The sequence below is a fragment of the Bauldia sp. genome, assembly GCF_965232525.1.
In the GTDB taxonomy this organism is placed as follows: domain Bacteria; phylum Pseudomonadota; class Alphaproteobacteria; order Rhizobiales; family Kaistiaceae; genus Bauldia.
The window spans coordinates 263,188-280,714 of the sequence record NZ_OZ246980.1 but is presented as its reverse complement, the minus strand read 5'-3'; the positions used below and the strand labels follow the sequence as shown (position 1 = coordinate 280,714).

The 17,527-nt window shown below is 62.4% G+C and carries 16 protein-coding genes and 1 tRNA gene; 9 read left to right on the top strand and 8 right to left on the bottom strand.

What is annotated here, in order from left to right:
• The first annotated feature begins 15 nt into the window (after nt 1-15).
• From ACO076_RS01325 to ACO076_RS01300, 6 genes are read left to right on the top strand one after another with little or no spacing between them, the layout of a single operon-like run.
• Nucleotides 16-1,233 carry an ABC transporter substrate-binding protein gene (locus ACO076_RS01325; RefSeq protein ID WP_421724937.1) on the top strand — a complete coding sequence of 406 codons (1,218 nt, stop codon included), beginning with the start codon at nt 16-18 and terminating at the stop codon, nt 1,231-1,233.
• 56 nt (nt 1,234-1,289) lie between these two features.
• A complete protein-coding gene (locus tag ACO076_RS01320; protein WP_421724936.1) occupies nt 1,290-2,192 on the top strand; it encodes a carbohydrate ABC transporter permease in 903 nt (300 codons plus the stop codon).
• A gap of 4 nt (nt 2,193-2,196) precedes the next feature.
• Nucleotides 2,197-3,015, top strand: a complete 819-nt coding sequence (locus tag ACO076_RS01315) for a carbohydrate ABC transporter permease (protein WP_421724935.1) — start codon at nt 2,197-2,199, stop codon at nt 3,013-3,015.
• A gap of 10 nt (nt 3,016-3,025) precedes the next feature.
• The gene (locus ACO076_RS01310) at nt 3,026-4,099 is read left to right on the top strand and encodes an ABC transporter ATP-binding protein (RefSeq protein WP_421724934.1); all 1,074 of its coding nucleotides are present in this window, start codon (nt 3,026-3,028) and stop codon (nt 4,097-4,099) included.
• 18 nt (nt 4,100-4,117) lie between these two features.
• Nucleotides 4,118-5,023 (top strand): PmoA family protein, encoded by a 906-nt coding sequence (locus ACO076_RS01305; RefSeq protein WP_421724933.1) that lies wholly within the window; start codon nt 4,118-4,120, stop codon nt 5,021-5,023.
• A 34-nt stretch (nt 5,024-5,057) separates the two neighbouring features.
• Nucleotides 5,058-6,128: a Gfo/Idh/MocA family protein gene (locus tag ACO076_RS01300; protein ID WP_421724932.1), complete on the top strand. Its 1,071-nt coding sequence runs from the start codon at nt 5,058-5,060 to the stop codon at nt 6,126-6,128.
• Nucleotides 6,129-6,336: 208 nt separating this feature from the next.
• Here the strand turns inward: ACO076_RS01300 and ACO076_RS01295 are convergent, their stop codons facing one another.
• From ACO076_RS01295 to ACO076_RS01280, 4 genes are all read right to left on the bottom strand, one after another.
• Nucleotides 6,337-7,656, bottom strand: coding sequence for an ABC transporter substrate-binding protein (locus tag ACO076_RS01295; protein WP_421724931.1), 1,320 nt, complete (start codon nt 7,654-7,656; stop codon nt 6,337-6,339).
• Between the two features lie 223 nt (nt 7,657-7,879).
• Entirely contained in the window at nt 7,880-8,209 is a 330-nt protein-coding gene (locus tag ACO076_RS01290) for an L-rhamnose mutarotase (protein ID WP_421724930.1), read from the bottom strand.
• A gap of 55 nt (nt 8,210-8,264) precedes the next feature.
• Nucleotides 8,265-9,098, bottom strand: coding sequence for a carbohydrate ABC transporter permease (locus ACO076_RS01285; protein WP_421724929.1), 834 nt, complete (start codon nt 9,096-9,098; stop codon nt 8,265-8,267).
• Between the two features lie 19 nt (nt 9,099-9,117).
• A complete protein-coding gene (locus tag ACO076_RS01280) occupies nt 9,118-10,074 on the bottom strand; it encodes a carbohydrate ABC transporter permease (RefSeq protein WP_421724928.1) in 957 nt (318 codons plus the stop codon).
• Between the two features lie 235 nt (nt 10,075-10,309).
• On the opposite strand from ACO076_RS01280, the gene ACO076_RS01275 reads away from it, so the two are divergent.
• Nucleotides 10,310-11,137 carry a GntR family transcriptional regulator gene (locus ACO076_RS01275; RefSeq protein WP_421724927.1) on the top strand — a complete coding sequence of 276 codons (828 nt, stop codon included), beginning with the start codon at nt 10,310-10,312 and terminating at the stop codon, nt 11,135-11,137.
• A 54-nt stretch (nt 11,138-11,191) separates the two neighbouring features.
• Here ACO076_RS01275 and ACO076_RS01270 read toward each other — a convergent pair whose 3' ends face one another.
• Nucleotides 11,192-12,184 carry a zinc-binding alcohol dehydrogenase family protein gene (locus ACO076_RS01270; protein ID WP_421724926.1) on the bottom strand — a complete coding sequence of 331 codons (993 nt, stop codon included), beginning with the start codon at nt 12,182-12,184 and terminating at the stop codon, nt 11,192-11,194.
• Between the two features lie 242 nt (nt 12,185-12,426).
• Here ACO076_RS01270 and ACO076_RS01265 point away from each other — a divergent pair, with 242 nt between their 5' ends.
• Nucleotides 12,427-13,941, top strand: a complete 1,515-nt coding sequence (locus ACO076_RS01265) for an alpha-L-fucosidase (RefSeq protein WP_421724925.1) — start codon at nt 12,427-12,429, stop codon at nt 13,939-13,941.
• 197 nt (nt 13,942-14,138) lie between these two features.
• On the opposite strand, the gene ACO076_RS01260 is transcribed toward ACO076_RS01265, so the two are convergent.
• The 3 genes from ACO076_RS01260 to ACO076_RS01250 form a co-directional block, all read right to left on the bottom strand.
• Nucleotides 14,139-14,215, bottom strand: a tRNA-Arg gene (locus ACO076_RS01260).
• A 130-nt stretch (nt 14,216-14,345) separates the two neighbouring features.
• Complete coding sequence (locus ACO076_RS01255; protein WP_421724924.1) at nt 14,346-15,836, bottom strand: sensor histidine kinase; 1,491 nt, start codon at nt 15,834-15,836, stop codon at nt 14,346-14,348.
• A gap of 5 nt (nt 15,837-15,841) precedes the next feature.
• Nucleotides 15,842-17,269 carry a dihydrolipoyl dehydrogenase family protein gene (locus ACO076_RS01250; RefSeq protein ID WP_421724923.1) on the bottom strand — a complete coding sequence of 476 codons (1,428 nt, stop codon included), beginning with the start codon at nt 17,267-17,269 and terminating at the stop codon, nt 15,842-15,844.
• Nucleotides 17,270-17,378: 109 nt separating this feature from the next.
• On the opposite strand from ACO076_RS01250, the gene rpmH reads away from it, so the two are divergent.
• Nucleotides 17,379-17,513, top strand: coding sequence for a 50S ribosomal protein L34 (rpmH, locus tag ACO076_RS01245; protein WP_421724922.1), 135 nt, complete (start codon nt 17,379-17,381; stop codon nt 17,511-17,513).
• Nucleotides 17,514-17,527: the final 14 nt, after the last annotated feature.

The following is a 17,527-nucleotide window of genomic DNA, read 5'->3' as shown; positions in this document are numbered from 1 at the left end:
GCAGGGAGGACAGGTATGAATCGAGCCATCATTGCAACGGCCGCCTTGGCGATGCTCGCTGCTTCGTCAGCGTACGCCGAGCCGATTACCCTCGAAGTGTGGGGGATCGACGCGCAGACCGGCAGCGGCACGCCCGGCCAGACCCAGATCTATGCCGACGAGTGGAACGCGACCCATGACGACGTGAAGGTCAACTACCGGTTCGTCGCCTTCGACAATCTCAACAGCGAATACACCCGCGCCATCGCCACCGGCACCGGCCCCGACATCTTCATGATCAACACCACCGACACACAGCTCTACGCGTCGCGCGGTGTGTTGGTCGATCTGACCGATCGGATCGCCGCGTCGGAGATCATCGACGCCGATGAGATCTTTCCCGGCTATCTCGCAGCGGTCACCTTCGACGATCGCATCTGGCAGGTTCCGCGCGCGTCGGACACGATCGCGCTTTATTACAACATCGACAAGTTCCGCGAAGCCGGGCTCGATCCCGACGATCCGCCCCAGTCCTGGGAGGAACTGTACGACTACGCCAAGACGCTGACCAACCCGGAGGAACGGGTCTTCGGCCTCGCCTTCAGCGCCAAGAACAACCAGGAAGGCCCCTGGCAGTTCATGCCGTTCGCCCGCATGGCCGGTACCGAGTTCGACAACATCAACGCCGACGGCGGTGTCCGCGCCCTCGAGTTCTGGGAGCGGCTGGTTGAGGACGGCATTTCGTCCCGGGATGTGGTGTCGTTCTCGCAAGGAGACGCCGCCGACACCTTCCGTGCCGGCGCGGCCGCGATGGTGATCCAGGGCAACTGGGATTTGCCCAACATGGACGGGCTTTCCTTCGAATACGGGCTTGCGCTGCTGCCCCCGGAGGAAGAGGGCGGACTGCGGGTCTCGGCCGCCGGCAACTTCACTTACGCGATTTCCGAGGCATCCGAGCATCCCGACGAGGCGTTCGCCTTCATCGAATACGCCTACTCGCAACAGCACCGGAACTGGAACGAGTTCGGCCTTCTGCCGCCGCGTCCGATCCCGGTCGAAGATGCCCGCTGGCCGGAGGCCTATGCGCTGTTTAGCGAGCAACTGCAATTCGGGCGGGTCCTCGGTCCGTCGCCCAGATGGAACGAGGTTTCGATCGCGCTCCAGCGAGCGATTCAGTCGACCTTGACCGGCCAGACCGATGCCCGGGAAGCGCTCGACCGGGCCGCGGCTGAAATCGAAGCGCTCGGACACTAACCGGGCATGGTGAGGCCGGCGCTCCGCCGGCCTCGAACCAGCGCAAACCCACGGCAATGACTCCGGTGTTGAACTTCATCAGGGATCGGAACGGCTTCGATCTGATCCTGATCGGCTTTTCGGTTCTCTACCTGCTTGTCTTTGCCGGCCTGCCGTTCGTCTTCAATGTCGTCATGTCGTTCCAACAGGTCGACCTGTTCAACGTCGCCCGGCTGGATCGCGATTTCGTTGGGTTCGAGAACTACCGGCGGGTCTTCAACGATCCGGATTTCTGGCTGATTGCTGGCAACACCGCCATCTTCGTCGGTCTGTCGAGCATCCTGCAACTCACCATCGGGTTCGCCCTGGCGCTCTTCTTCAGCAACAGCTTTCCCGGCGCCAACTGGCTGCGCGGCTTGTTCCTCGCGGCCTGGATCACACCGGCCTATGCCAACGGCCAGATCTGGAAATGGATGCTCGCCGGCGACATTGGCATCTTCAACTATGGCCTGGAATCGATCGGGCTGATCGACGAGCCGGTCTACTGGCTTTCCAATCCCGACCTGTCGCTCTACTCGGTGATCCTGGTCAATGTCTGGCTCGGCATCCCCTTCTATCTGCTGCTGATATCGGTCGGCCTCTCGGCGATCCCGGAAGACCTCTATGAGGCGGCCGAACTCGACGGCGCCAACGCGTTCCAACGATTCTTCGGGATCACGCTTCCGCTGATGCGCGATACGGTTCTGGCGCTCGTGGCGCTGGGCGCCATCCTGACGCTCCAGCAATTCGACCTGATCGCGGCCCTAACCTCAGGCGGCCCCGTCAACAGCTCCAACGTTGCCCAATACTGGTCGTGGCAGCTCTCGTTCAAGGCCTATCAGATATCGCTCGGCAGTGTTGTCTCGGTGCTGATGCTGCTTATCGTCAGCGTGGTCGCCGCGATCTATGTGATGTCCACCCGATCCGAGCGACTGAGTTAGCGCGATGCCCGGCCGCCAATACGTCATCTCGCTGATCGCGATCCTGATCCTCGCCCTGTATCTGTTCCCGATCTACTGGATGTACGTCACCAGCTTCAAACCGATTTCGGAACTGTCGCAATATCCTCCAACGCTGTGGCCGCAGCATCCTGAGTCGAACCACGTCGAAATCTTCGAGAACTTCGCGGTCGCGCGCTACTTCTGGAACAGCATCGTCATCACCGCGGGAGTGACCTTCATCACCGTCGTCGTCGGCACCGGCACCGCCTATGGCCTGGCGCTGGTTCGCAACCGGTTCGTCGAGGTCGTGCTCTTTACGATCCTACTCCTGCAGGCGCTGCCGTCATCGCTGATGGCGACGCCGCTCTTCGTGTTGTTCAACGTCGTCGGTCTCCTACAATCGCCGCGGCTGGCCGTGATCCTCGCCGCGACCGCCAAGAGCCTCCCCTTCTTCATCGTCATCTGTCGTGCGGCGTTCCTGCAGATCCCCAAGGAATTGCGCGACGCCGGACTGGTCGACGGCAATTCCAGGGTCGGCGTGTTCTTCCGCATCGCGCTGCCGCTCGCTCGTAACAGCATCCTGATCACCGCCGTCCTGATCGCGATCCAGGCAATGGGCGAGTATGTCTTCTCTCTCTCGTTCATCGCCCAGATCGAACTCCAGCCGCTCACGCTTGGCCTCAACAACTTCATCGGCGCCAACCAGACCGACTGGAACGGTGTGATGGTCTTTGCCTCGATACTGGTGACGCCGATCCTTTTCGTCTTCGTCTTCCTTCAACGCCGGATCATCAGCGGGCTCACCGCCGGGGCGTTGAAGTAGGGGAGCAGCTATGGAACAGGTCACACTCCGCTCGGTCGACAAATACTACGGCGATTTCCACGCTCTGAAGGACATCGACCTGTCGATCGACAACGGTGCCTTCGTCGCGCTCGTCGGCCCCTCCGGCTGCGGGAAATCGACGCTGCTTCGCACGATCGCCGGTCTCGAAACGATCTCCTCGGGGGAAATCCGCATTGCCGGCGAACGCGTCAACGAGATTCCGCCGCGGCGTCGCAACGTCGCGATGGTGTTTCAGTCCTACGCGCTCTATCCGCACATGACAGTCGAGCGGAACATGACGTATTCGCTGCGTCTGCGGCGGACATCGAAACCTGAGATCGATGCTCTGCTGAAGAGCGCGGCGACGACACTAGGTCTTGACGAACTGCTCGCCCGCTACCCACGTGAACTGTCCGGCGGGCAGCGTCAGCGCGTCGCCATGGGACGGGCAATCGTCCGCCAACCGGAGGTGTTTCTCTTCGACGAGCCGCTTTCGAACCTCGACGCGGAATTGCGCACGCGCATGCGCGGCGAAGTTCGCGCGTTGCATGAGCGGCTGCAGGCGACGTCGGTTTACGTGACCCACGATCAGATCGAGGCGATGACCATGGCCGATCATGTCGTCGTGCTGCGCTTCGGGCGTATCGAGCAGCAAGGGCCACCGCTCGATCTTTACGACCATCCGGCCAACAAGTTCGTCGCCGGTTTCATCGGGTCGCCTGCGATGAACTTCTTACCCGCCACCATCGGCCGGAACGGCGATGAGGTTGTCGTCGATGGCCAGTTGGCTTCGTTACCGCTCAGCCGCCGGTTCGCGCCCGGTCGAACGGTCGAGGTTGGCCTACGACCGGAACACCTGCAGCCCCGCGAACGCGGACCGCTCGTGGCGGACGTTACCGTGATCGAGGCCACCGGCAATCAGGCCTACATCCTCGCCGACGCGCGTGGGCAACAACTGGCTTTCCTCGAACAGGGGCGCACCGCGTTGCGCCGCAACGACACCGTCGCGCTCGGCATCGATCCCGGTCTCGTCCACCTCTTCGATCCCGACACCGGCGACACCTTACGCCCGCTTTCGAGCTGACCCGTCAAGGAAACGACAATGCCCGACACCTGCCACTGGACCTACCGACCCGGCCACAACGTCAGTCTGCTACGCGGCGATCGGGTGCTGGCGACCTACAGCTTCGCCAACAAGGATGGCGCCAAGCCGTTCGTCCATCCGTTGACGACGGTGCAGGGCGTGCCGCTGACCGCGTTCCAGCCGTCGGATCATGTCTGGCATCGCGGCATCTGGTTCGCCTGGAAGTACATCAACGGCGTCAACTATTGGGAGGAGGACCCGGTCGAGGTCGACGGCGAGACGCGAAGCCTGAGCGAAGGCAGGACACTGGTGCAGGACGACGAGACGGTGACCTTTTCGTCCGGTTGCGCCGAAGTCGCGACGTGGCTCGACTATGTCAATCCAGAGGGCCTGACGGTTATGCGGGAGCGCCGCCTGGTTCGCATCTGTCCACCGCAGAGCTACGGCGACTTCGTGATCGATTGGGAGCAGGACTTCACCGTCGGCGACAAGGCGGTGTCGTTGAGCGCGACGCCGGTGGCGGCGGAGACGCCGTGGGGTGGATACGCCGGATTCGGCTATCGCGCCGGGCGAAACCTGCGCGACTTCCGCGTCCTCACCAGCGAAGGCGCGACCGGCGCGGAAGCAAACGGGGCGCAGGCACGCTGGGTGGATATCAGTGGCGTCGCCGACGGCAGCAAAGATATCGCTGCCGGAATCGCGATCCTCGACCATCCGGACAATCCACGGCATCCGCCGCCGAGCTACGTTTTCTTCGACACCGCGCAGTTCGGCTACATCAACCCCAGTCTCGTTCGGGACGAGCCGCTGGATCTGCCGGCGGCGGCGAAACTGAACCTGAAATACCGGGTTGTTGTCCACGATGGATGGCCGGACTCGGCCGCCCTGGAACGCGACTACCAGGCGTTTGCATCCACCCAATAGCCCGTCCCGCGACCAACCGGCGAAGGAAAAGAGCATGACTGAACCGTCGTCACCCCTGCGCGCCGCCATCGTCGGTGTCGGACAGGCCAGCGGTAAGGGCAGTCCGACCGCCGGTGCGTTCCGGATCGGTTACGTTCATGCCCGGATGTACGAGCGGACTGCGGGGATCGACCTGGTTGCCGCGGCCGACATCAACCAAGCCAACCTCGACGCGTTCGTGGAGACCTTCAGGGTCGCGAACGCGTATCCCGACCTCGGCTCAATGCTGAAGGACGCCCGTCCGGATATCGTCAGCATTTGCACCTATGTCGGCCTGCACTTCGAGATGATCGAAGCGTGCGCGGCCGCCGGTGTCCGCGGCATCATCTGCGAGAAGCCGTTCGTCGAGTCACCTGCCCAATTGACCGCGCTGCGCGATCTGGTCGCGCGCACCGGCGTCAAGATCGTTGTTCCGCACTTTCGGCGCTATCTCGGTGCTTTTGCCCGCGCGGAAGAAGTCTACAATTCGGGCGAGATCGGTCAGCCGCTGGTTGTCACCGCCGCGATCGGCGACGAATGGGACCTAAGCGAATGGGGGTCTCATTGGCTGGATATGTTCCGCTTCTTCCATCGGGACGCGATGCCCGAGTGGGTGCTGGGCCAGGCGCGTGTGACGACCAGGCGCGGGTTCGGCCATGCGATGGAGGACCATGCCGCCGTGATGATGGCGTTTCCCGGCGGCGGCCGTGCGGTCCTCGAGACGGGGGTCAATTATCTCAACGACGGCGTGACGATGGTGCTCTCGGCGAGCCGCGGGTCGATCGTCGTTATCCGTGAAGATCAGCTTCGGATTTATTCGGCCGAAGGCGAGCGGAGCGAGTCGTTCGAAGACCCGGAGGGCGGGCTCAAGGCGTGGTCACGGATGGCCGCGGAGCTGCGGGACTGGATCAACGACGGCACCGTACCGCGGCTGGGCTTCGATCATGTCGCCGGAACCGCCGAGCTCAACCTCGGCTGCTACCTCTCTATGGTCGACGGTGATCGGATCGACTTTCCCCTTGCGCACGCGACTCAGGAGTGGCCGGTCGAAGCGCTTGCCCGCCGGCGCATGGCATCGAAAGGTTAAGTGCGAGCCTGGTCTCCAGTTCGAAGCAATGGTCATACCGGTCGGGGCGAGACACTCGGCTACCCACCTCATTTTGTGGCGCAAACCGATCGGCGTCCCTGCCGTTCGATCTCTTTGCAACGCATTTCCACGGCTGCCGCAAAAAAAAGACCCCGAAGCGTGTTCGGGGCCGTAAGGGTCGCTGTCGTGAACTTGGGATGGGATCGGATCACTCGAATCCGCGTTCGGCACGGACGCGGGCGACGCAATCTTCGTGCCCCATGCCGACTTCTTCGGGCGTGATGCTATCGCTCAGGATGCCTTGGCTTGCGTGCCAGAACCACGGGACGTTGCAGGCATTGTCCTCGATCATGTCGCCGAACGGAACGGCCGCGGTCGCTTCGCCCAACAGCCCCGCGATCTGGCGATACTGCTCCGAGTATGCCCAGTCGGAGTTGTCCATCCGGTAGGGCGGAAGCTTTTGCGTTCTCTCCGCCCAGATACGCTGGGCGGGCTCGCTCATCATGTACTCGAGGAACAGCTTTGCCTTTTCGGGATGCTCCGATGTGTTGCTGATGCTTGCGACGAGCCCGGCCGTGACGAGATCGCTTTGCTGTCCCGGCGCCCCTTCAACCTCGGGGAAAGGGATCACGCCCCAGGACAGGTCTTCCGGGCCACTGTCCGCGATGGTGCCCATGAACCAGGATCCCATCGTGAACAACGGCGCCTGGCCGTTCAGGAAAAGCGCGTTCGCTGTCGGGTAGTCGTCTGCAAGGTAACCGGCGGTGAAGAAGCCGCGATCGAGGAGTTCCTTGTACATTTCCCAACCACGTATCGCCACGTCGTCCGTCCACGTCACATCGGAGTTCACCGAGGGATCGAGCGTCCGCAGGAAGATGTTGGTGTAGTCTTCGAAGCCGAGCAGGCGAAGCATGGTGTGGTTGTAGATGTGGTTGCCCGGCCAGCCCTCGGAGTTGCCGAAAGCGATCGGTGTGATCCCAGCGTCCTTGAAAGTCTGCGCTGCGTCGACAAATCCCTGCCAGGTGTTGAGTTGCTCGGGATCGATCCCGTGCTCGGCCAGCATGTCGGTGTTGAAATACAAGAGGTTGCCGACGTTCAGCTCGAACGGAATGGCATAGTCTCTGCCGTTGAAACGATAGAAGGACTCAAGCCCAGGTAGGATCGTGTCTCGCCGTTCCTCGACGAAGTCCGTCAGGTCGACAAGCTGATCGGCCTCGGCAAACTGGTACATGACCGCCCCGGCGTTGACGATCACGATGTCAGCCGGATTGCCGCCCAGGAAAGACGTCTTCAAGGTCGTCTCGTAGGGCGTGTTCTCGTACCCGGTATGGACGATTTCGACTTCGTCCTGGGATGCGTTGAAATCGGCAACGATCTGGGCGAAGGCCGACGCACCGGGATCCGCCGAAAACTCCGACCAGACATCGATGCGATCCTTCGCGACGGCGGCGTTGGTCCCCAATGCCGCCGCGATCACGGCGGCCAAGGCTGAAAAGGTGGCTTTCCGGCGCCTGATTTCTTTCCTCACTGTCTCCTCCACACATTGATTGTTTTTATCTAATATACCGGTATACTAATGTGTACCAAGTGTCAATCAATGGTGTGCTCGATTTCCCTGCCTGCCAGGGCAGAAGCCCAGGCGTGCGCGACATCGCACCGGCGTGGCGATGGCGGACGACCGTGATGTCATTGACGATGGTTTCGAACCGCGAGACACGCCGCGTGAACGCTCCGGAAAACGGTCCGTCGGCTCACGGATTGAAGTAGACGCGCTCCATTTCCAGCCAGCCTTCGGCGCCGGGTAGCGGCACCTGCATCGGATCGCAGAGCTCGAGCCATGCGATGTTTCGTGGATGGCGATTGAGCTCGGCCATATCCCTCTCGTAGTCATCGCCCACATATTCGTAGTAGGCGAACTCATAGTGCCGGCCGTCCGGAAACGCCTGGATGAAGATGTTGAAGTTGCGGATGTTCGCCGCTGTCAGCAGGTCACGCACGCCCGGGCCCGCGTGAAGCCGCTTGTACTCGGCCACCGCCTCGGGCCGCAGGCCAATGACCATGCCGAACCGTCGTGTGCTCATCGCCCGGTGATCCTTTCTCACATGCTCGCCGATAGGGCGGCTTAGCCCCAGTCGATCAATGTTTGAGCGCGCCGTCGATCAGGCCGCTCTGGATCTGTCGACGGAAGATCAGGAAGACGATGATCGGGGGCAGGGTCGCAAGGGTCAGTGCCGCCGTCTTCAGGGTCGTGTCCGCCGAGTATTGGCCTTGGAAGTTCATCATGCCCAGGGTCACGGTTCGAATCTCGACACTGTTCAGGTAAACCAGTGGCCAAAGGAAGTCATTGAAGATCCAAACGAAATAGACGATGCCCACGGTGACGAAGGCCGGTCGGGCAAGCGGCAGCACAACGCTGAAAAAGATCTTGGCTTCGCTCGCGCCATCGATCCGCGCAGCCTCGGTCAGCTCCGACGGCACGCTGGCGAAATAGGCTCTGAAGAAGAAGATCGCGAACGGTACCCAGGCAAAATACGTGAAGATCACCGAGAAATAGGTGTTCACCAGGCCGATCGAGCTCATGATCCGGAACGACGGAATGAGAATGACATGAGGTGGAATCATCATCCCGGCGAGGAAATAGAGAAAGACGACATTCGAGCCGCGGAAACGGAAATGAGCCAGTGCGTAGCCCGCAGCGCTGCACATGAACAACAGCCCCAGCACCGACACGGTCGTGATGAACAACGAGTTGAAGTAGAGCCTGATGAACCCGCCAGTCTCCCAGGCATTCGCGAAATTCCCAAGCTGCCACTCAGCGGGCAGCCCAAAGGGATTCTGGACGTAATCGGGCAGCGACTTGAACGACGTTAAGATCATCCAGGTGAACGGCAGCAGGATCGATCCTGCCAGGGCGAGGAGCAACAGATAGGCCGCGATCCGCGCCGGCAGCGGATATTCGGAGAACCTCATCGGTCGGCCTCCATCCCGATCACCATCGACTGAGGCGAGCTAACGTCAACTGTGCGGTCGTCACGCACAGAATGAAGATGAACAGGACGATGGCGATCGCCGTGCCGTAACTGGTTCGGCCCATCGCGAAGGCCTGCTGGTACATGTACGTGCTCAGCACCTCCGAGGCATGGAAGGGGCCGCCGTTGGTCATCACGATCACGAGGTCGAAGAGCAGGAAAGCGTTGTTCACCGCCAATACGATGACGACGATCAGCACGTTGCGCGTCAACGGGATCATGATGTTCCACACGACCCGAAACGGCCCGGCTCCGTCGATCCGCGCAGCCTCGATGTAGTCTTTCGGCACGGCGTGCAGTCCGGCCGAGATCAGCAGGATCGCGAACCCGAGTTGCTGCCAGATGTATACGCCCAATATGCTGTAGGTCGCGGTCGCCTTGTTACCCAGAAGTTGGAGATCGCCGAGCCAGTCGATCCCGAGATAGTCACCGAGCCCAGACAGGAAACCGCTCGTCGGGCTGAGCGCCAGGCCGAATATCAGGCCGACGACGACGTTCGACAGCACAATCGGCAGAAAGAAGATGGTGGCGAACGTGCTCTGGCCGAACGGGCGGGCGTTGAGGATCAGGGAAATCACCATCGAGATGGTGACGATTGCCAGCAACGATCCGGCAACGAAAATCAGGTTGTTCTCGAGCGACTGCCAGAAAAACCTATCGCCGAACAACGCGATGTAATTGTCCAGACCGGCCCAGCGAATCCGGTGCCAGCCGATACCGTTCCAGTGCGTGAAGGACAACGCCACCGCGCCGAACATCGGTAAGATCCAGAAGATGGTGTAGAACACCATCGCCGGCGCAATGAAAAACAGATAGGGGCGCCGCGCGAACCAGGCTCCGAGCCGACGGAGCGTGATGCGCCTTTGGGCTGTGATGTTGTCGACCCGCGCAGCCCGATTAGGGTACTCCAGAGTCATAGCCTTCCCACGCGGAATCAGAGGTAATTCAGCCGATCTTGCAGCACCTCGACAAGTAATATATTGATATACTGCACACCCCGCGCTGTCAATGTAGCGCCGGCCAATCGACATGCCGATAGGTTGGCGTTAAGCGGGGCAGCGCCTCAACCGGTTGAGCAGCACGAAGGGGTTCAGGTCGCGACGTGGGCGGTACATCCGACCACAGCGGCCGACGTGACACAGTGGACGGCACATGAGCAAAAGCACCAATACGAGCATGCGGGCGGAGCCGTCACAGCGGGTTCAGAGCTCCAGACGCGCCAAACGCCCGATCGACGTCGGCGCACCGCTTCCCGATGATGTTATTGCGACAATCAATCCGGAGCTTCCGAAGGCGGCACAGATATATGAGGTCATTCGTCACGCGATCGTTTCACTGGCTCTGAAACCGGGGGCGATCATTAACGAGAAGGAGATCTGCGATCGGCTCGGGACGTCGAGGACCCCCTTCCGCGAGGCGATCCTCAAGCTCAACAACGAGCACCTTGTCACGATCGTTCCCAACAGCGGAACCTACGTCGCCAAGATCAACCTGCAGGACGTTTTCGACGGACAGCTCATTCGCGACGCCCTGGAGCTTCGCGCCGTGCGATTTGCCGCGTCGCGCATGACCCCGGAGTTCGAGCGGGACCTGGACTTCAACGTTTATCAACAGAAGCGATTTGCCGCCGAAAAGAACTACGACCGCTTCTATCTGCTCGACGAACAGTTCCATTTCCTGATCTGTTCATTCGGAACTTCGGAGCGCGTGTGGCAGGTCGTCCATGAAGCCAAGGCGCAGCTTGACCGCATCCGGCGGCTGGCGTTTCCAACCGACAACCACATGAACATCGTGCTCGCCGAACACCTCGAGGTCTTCGAGGCTCTGAAGGCGCGCGATCCGGATTTGGCGGTGGAGGCGATGTCGCGCCATCTTCGCCGCGTCTTCCGCACGATCCGCATGCTGCTCGACGAGGACTCGGAGTATTTTCACGAGGGCGCCGTCGATATGCTCAAAGAATACGAGCTTGCGATCCCGTAGGAATGCTCGATCGGCGTCTCTCGGGTGCTTCGAACGAGGGGACGCGTTGCGCCCTCAGAGCCTCACCGTCGCCTTCACCAGGCTCTCACGGTCGTTGACCCAGGCCATCATTGCGTCGGCAGCATTATCGAAGTCGGTTGCGTGGGTGTTGAGCTTGTCGACCGGGATGTCGCCGGCGCGCATAGCGTTCATGACCGTATAGAAATCCTCGCGGACCGCATTGCGACTGGCGTGGATACTGGCTTCTCGTTTGTGGATGTCCGGATCGCTGAACGACAGCGTATCGTTGACGACGCCGAGCAGCACGTAGGTGCCACCATGCGCAAGATAGTCCAGTGATCTGCTCATCGAGCCGGCGTTGCCGGTTGCGTCGATCACGATATCGAAGGCCGAACGCAGCCGGTCATCATGACCGTCGCCGACCAGCGAAATGTCTGCCGGTAGGATCGACGTCGCCAAGTCAAGACGCGTTTCGCTGACGTCACGGAAGGTGATCGAACCGCCGGCCATCCGGGCGAATAGCGCCGCGCCGATCCCGATCGGACCAGCACCGACCACCAGCACCCCCTTCCCCGAGCAATCGCCGGCGCGCCGGACACCATGCGCGCCGACCGCCAGAAACTCGACCATTGACGCGCTGCGTTCGTTCAGCCCGTCCGCCGGATACAGGTTTCCGGCGGGAATCGGGATCCGCGCGCGCAGCCCGCCGTCGACATGTACGCCGAGGACCGAGAGCGACTCACAGCAGTTCGGCTTACCCGCCAGGCATGCGCGGCACTTGCCACAGGACATGTACGGATTGACGACCACGAGGTCGCCGGCTGCGAACCGGCCATCGTCGCTGTCGGCGACGACCCGGCCTGAGATTTCGTGCCCGAGCACGATCGGATAGGTCAGGAAGGGGTGCTTGCCGAGCAGGATGTGGAAGTCGGTGCCACAGATCCCGACACTGCATACATCGATTTCGATGGCGTCGGGCTCGGGAATACGGTCTGGGACATCCCGAACCGCCAACTCACCAGGTTCTACACACATCACCGCCCGCAACGCTATCTCCCCGATCAATCGGCCAACTAAAGGCCGCCGGTGACGATGGCATGTGGGCTCGAAGTCCGGCAGCGCCACAGCCGATATTCTAATATATCCTTTTAGCTGGAGAGGCAACGATCCCGTTTGTCGATCATCACCGTGCCGCGGCAGACAGCGATATTTCTATTGCGCTCTGGCGAATTGACAATAGTGATATATCAGTATATCGATAGAGCTTTGACTGACGGGAGGGTCTTCCATTGACAGAACCATACACGCCGGACTGGAGCTCGCTGCGCCGGCATCAGACGCCGCAGTGGCTGCGTGACGGCAAGTTCGGCATTTACACTCATTGGGGGCCGTACAGCGTCCCGGGCATCGGCCCGAACGTTTCCTGGTATCCTCACAACATGTACCGGCCGGGGACTGCCCAGCACGCGGCCCACGCCGCCGAGTACGGCGACCCCTCCGAGTTCGGTTACAAGGATTTCATCCCGCTTTTCACCGCTGACAAGTTCGATCCTGACGAATGGGCGGATTTGTTTCACGGAGCCGGGGCCAGATTCGCTGGCCCGGTCGCCGAGCATCACGACGGATTCCCGCTGTGGGATACGAAGTTCGGTGAGTGGAACGCTGCGAAGCAGGGCCCGAAGCGCGACATCGTCCGCGACCTTGAGGTCGCGTTTCGGGCCAAAGGCATGAAGTACATGGTCGCCATGCACCATGCCGAGAACTGGTGGTTCTATCCGCACTGGATCAAGGGCACCGATACCAGCGATCCGCGCTTCGCCGACCTCTATGGCGAGATCCACAACACCGACATCCGCCATGTTTCCGAGGACTGGGACGACCACAACATACTGACCCGTCAGAAGGAATGGACATCGCAGGATATGCCAAACAAGGCATTCCTCGATCGCTGGATGGCTCGCCTCAAGGAGCTCGTTGACGAATACGGGCCGGATTACATCTGGTTCGACTTCGGGCTCGCCGCGGTTCCCGACTCCTACAAGAAAAACTTCCTCTCCTATTACTACAACAAGGAGCACGAATGGGACCGCGAGGTGATGATCTCCTACAAGGCCCATAACCTCCCACCCGGAACCGGCCTCGTCGACTTCGAACTCGGTGGCATGTCGCAACAGACCTATTTCGAGTGGATCACCGATACGACCATCGACGACGGCAGCGGCTGGGGCTACATGCGCGAGGAGAACTTCAAGACGGCCCGCGACCTCATCCATTATCTGGTCGATAACGTCAGCAAGAACGGAAACATGCTGCTGAATGTGGGGCCGAGACCGGATGGCACCATTCCGGACGGTGCCAAAGAGACACTACGGGGTATCGGCCGTTGGCTGGAGGTCAACGGCGAGGCTATCTACGACACCACCCCGTGGCATCGCTACGGCGAAGGTCCGACCCGTATGACGACCGAAGGTCACTTCGCCGACACCAAGGAGAAAGTCCGCTACACATGCGACGACTTCCGCTTTACCACCAAGGGTAACGCGATCTATGCGATTGCCATGGAAGAGCCCCGACCGAACTTCACCATTGAGGCGTTTGCCGAAAAGCGCCGTCAGCACGAATCGTTCGGCTTCAATTCGTTCACGGGTTTCTACCCGAGCCAGATCCAGTCGGTTCAAATGCTCGGTGTGGACGGGGAGCTCAGCTGGCGGCTGACGGATCGCGGATTGAACATCGATCGGCCAGAAAAGCTGCCGTGCGAGCATGCCTTCGCGATCAGGGTCTCCTGCCGCGACGATCTGTAGTCTATTCCGGGGTGGTCGCTTGCGTCTCTTCCCCTCAGGCGAGCGGTCTAGCTGAAGTTGATCTAGCGGAGCGATCTTTATCCGAACCCGCTCCCCAGGGCCGACCACCGTGCCCAACACAAGAAAGCTACGCGTCTCGCCAAATGCGTGGCTAGAAAGAGACTAAGAATAAGTGCTGTTTAGTCTTTGAAAAAGAATGGCGCGCCCGGGAAGATTCGAACTCCCGACCCCCAGATTCGTAGTCTGGTGCTCTATCCAGCTGAGCTACGGGCGCTTGGTTCCGGTCGGCGCTTCGGCGACCGGAAGTGGCGGCCATAGCTAAAGAAGGACCGGGGGGATTGCAAGCCCGACGGGCGCGGTCGGGACAGCGGCTGAGCCAACGACGGTGGGCCCCGGGGACGGCGTCAGTCTCGGCCGGTCCGGCCGTTCTGTTTCGGCGCGCGCGGTCGGTCGGGGATGGTGATCGCGAAGCGGGCGCCGGGCTCGTCCTTGTCGACCAGGGCAACCGCGCCGCCATGGGCGCGGGCCAGCTCCGCGGCGATCGCCAGGCCGAGGCCGGTGCCGCCCGGCCGGGCGCTGCCCTGAAACGCCTTGAACAGGTGCGTGCGCGCCATCTCCGGGACACCGGGCCCGGTATCGTCGACGGTGATGGTGACCGTCGCCCCATTCCGTTCGGCGGCGATGGTCAGCCGGCGGATGAGGGCCGGGCTCGGATCGCTGGAGAGCGCCTGCATGGCGTTGCGGGTCAGGTTAACGAGAATCCGGAAGAGCTGATCGGGATCGGCGTCGACCTCCAGGCCCGCCGGAATGTCCTGCTCATAGGCGATGGTGGCGTGGCCGACCAGACCGACCACGTCCACCACCTCGTCGACCAGCTTGTCGAGGGCGACCAGTCGGCGCGAAGGCGGCGCCTCGCGGGCGCGGCCATAGGCGAGCGTCGTCTGGCAGTAGGTGATTGCCCGGTCGAGGGCGCCGATCAGCTTCGGCGCGAAGCGCTGCACGGTCGGGTCGGGCAAGCCGCCGAGGCGATCGGAAAACAGCTGGGCCGAGGCCAGCATGTTGCGCAGGTCGTGATTGATCTTCGACACCGCAAGGCCGAGATCGGCGAGGTGGCGCTGTTCGCTGAGCGTTGTCTGAAGGTCGTGCTGCATGGCGGCGAGATGTTCCTCCGCCACCCCGATCTCGTCGCCGCGCCCGCTCGGCACGATCACCCGTGACGGATCGTCCGGCGCCTCCGAAAAGGCGACCATGTTCTCGGTGAGGCGGCGGGTCGGCCGCACGAACATCCGGTCGACGCACAGGAACAGGAGCCCGGATAGGATCACCGATATCGCTACCGCCAGCCACAGGAGGTTGGCCGAATACTCGATCATCGCCGCGCGCAGCGGCGCGTCGGTGATGACCATCTCGACGTAACCGTCGCCGCTGGAATGGCCCACCACCCGCAGCATGCGTGGATTGGCAGCGAACAGCGTCTCGAAAGCGTCGACGATCTCGCCGACCGGCTCCATGCTGCGCAGGTCGACGGTCTGGTCGACCGCCGGGGGCATCTCGATGGTGGCGATCAAGCGGCTGACCGAACCGTTGCGCACCGCGATCGCGGTGGCGCCGACCGACTCCAGCAGCTTGTCCTGGATGTCGCGGGGAATGTCGACGGCATCGGAGGCGGTGAGCACGACGCTGGCCGCATCGGCCATCGCCAGCCGGTCCGACAGCCAAGTCAGCCGGAAGCCGGCGACCGACGGGACGTAGATCAGCATCGCGCTGACCATGACGAAGAGCAGCGTCAGGATCAGGAGCTTCCAAGACAGGCCGAGCCGCCGCCCGGGGGGCTTGGGTCTCGCCGGTGTATCGGCGGCGGGCTCGATCGCTGTATTCAGCGGACGATCGTCCATCCGGGTCAGCCGAGTTTCCTGAGAGCGTCAATGATGCGCCGTTGCCATTGCGGCGTCAAACTTGGACCGCCGAGGGCGGCGGCGACCTGTCGCGAGGCGCTGGCGCGGCTGGGATAGGGCGGCGACAGCCCGGCGACGGCGCGCAGGTTCAGGCGATTGGCGATCGCCAGCGACCAGAAGGCGATAATGTCGCCGGCCTCGCGACCGACAGCGGCCGCGCCGAGGATCTGACCGCCCGTGGTGGTGATCACCTTAATCATGCCGGTGGTGGTCCGTTCGGCCAGGGCCACATCGCTTTCGTTGAGCGGCAGCCGCAACACGCGGACATCCTTGTGGCCGGCGCGGGCGGCGGTCTCGTCAAGACCGGTCGTGGCGAGCGCCGGGTCGGTGCGCATCAGTGACGAAAAGGCGGTCTCGTCGGGGGCGATCCGGCGCCCGAACAGCGCCGCGTCCGTCACCAGTCCAGCCTGGTAGACCGCGCGGTTTTCAGCATCCGGGCCGGAGACGCAGTCGCCAACCGCATAAACCCGAACGTTGGCGGTACGCAGCCGTTTGTCGATGCGGATGCCGTTGGCATCGTGGGCGATCCCCGCGTCGTTCAGCCTCAGGGCGTCAAGCGCCGCGACCCTCGGCGCGGCTACGAGCAGGTGCGAACCGTCGATGTTGAACGCCTCCGCATCCCCGTCCGTCGCCGCGATGATCCGGACACCGCCGCGACGGCGCGCCACGGTCCGGATCGCGACGTTGTCGCGAATGCGCACACCCTCGGCGCGCAAGCGCTGGAGGACCAGGTCGGACAGTTCCGGATCGGCGTCGGGCAGCGCCGGCCCGGTATCGACGACCGTGGTGTCGACGCCGAGCCGGGCGAAACCCTGGGCCAGCTCCAGGCCCCGCTTGTCGGCGCCGAGTACCAGCAGGTGGTTCATCTTGCGCGGTGTATCGAAGACGGTGCGTGGGGTCAGAACCTCGATATCATCGAGGCCGGGAAGGTCCGGCAGGCGCGGCTCGGCGCCGGCGGCGACGATGAACCGGCGGGCCCGGATTGCCGTGTCGCCGGCGTCCACGGTCCGCTCATCGCGGAAACGGGCCGCCGCCTTGATGACGGTGACCCCCAGCGCGGTCAGACGCTCCGCTGACACCCTGGCGGCGGCTTTCGCCCGGACATCGTGGACGTGTTCGAAAACGCGGGCGATGTTGACCTGCAGGGGTGCGGCGGCCAGGCCGAAAGCCGGTCCGTCGCGCAAACAGGCGTAACGAGACGCGGCGGCAAGCAGGGCGCCGGCGGGCACGGATTCGGCTAGATTGGAACCGCCAAGTTCATCTTTTTCGACGAGGACGACAGGGACGTTGGCCTCGGCCGCGGCCTCGGCGGCGGCAATCCCCGCTGCGCCACCGCCGATGATGCATATGTCCGGATTCTGCGCCTCTGCCATTGATCTTCTGTAACCGCGACACGACTTGAATGATAGCGGGCCGTTGCGTTGACTCGATTCGGCCCGATCCTTATAAGCCCGTCGCATTCCCCGCGCGCGGAGAGAAGAGATGAAACGGACCTATCAACCGAGCAAACTGGTGCGCAAGCGCCGGCACGGCTTCCGCGCCCGGATGGCGACGAAAAGCGGCCGCAAGGTCGTTGCGGCGCGCCGCGCTCGCGGCCGCAAGCGGCTGTCTGCCTGAGGACGGATCGGTGC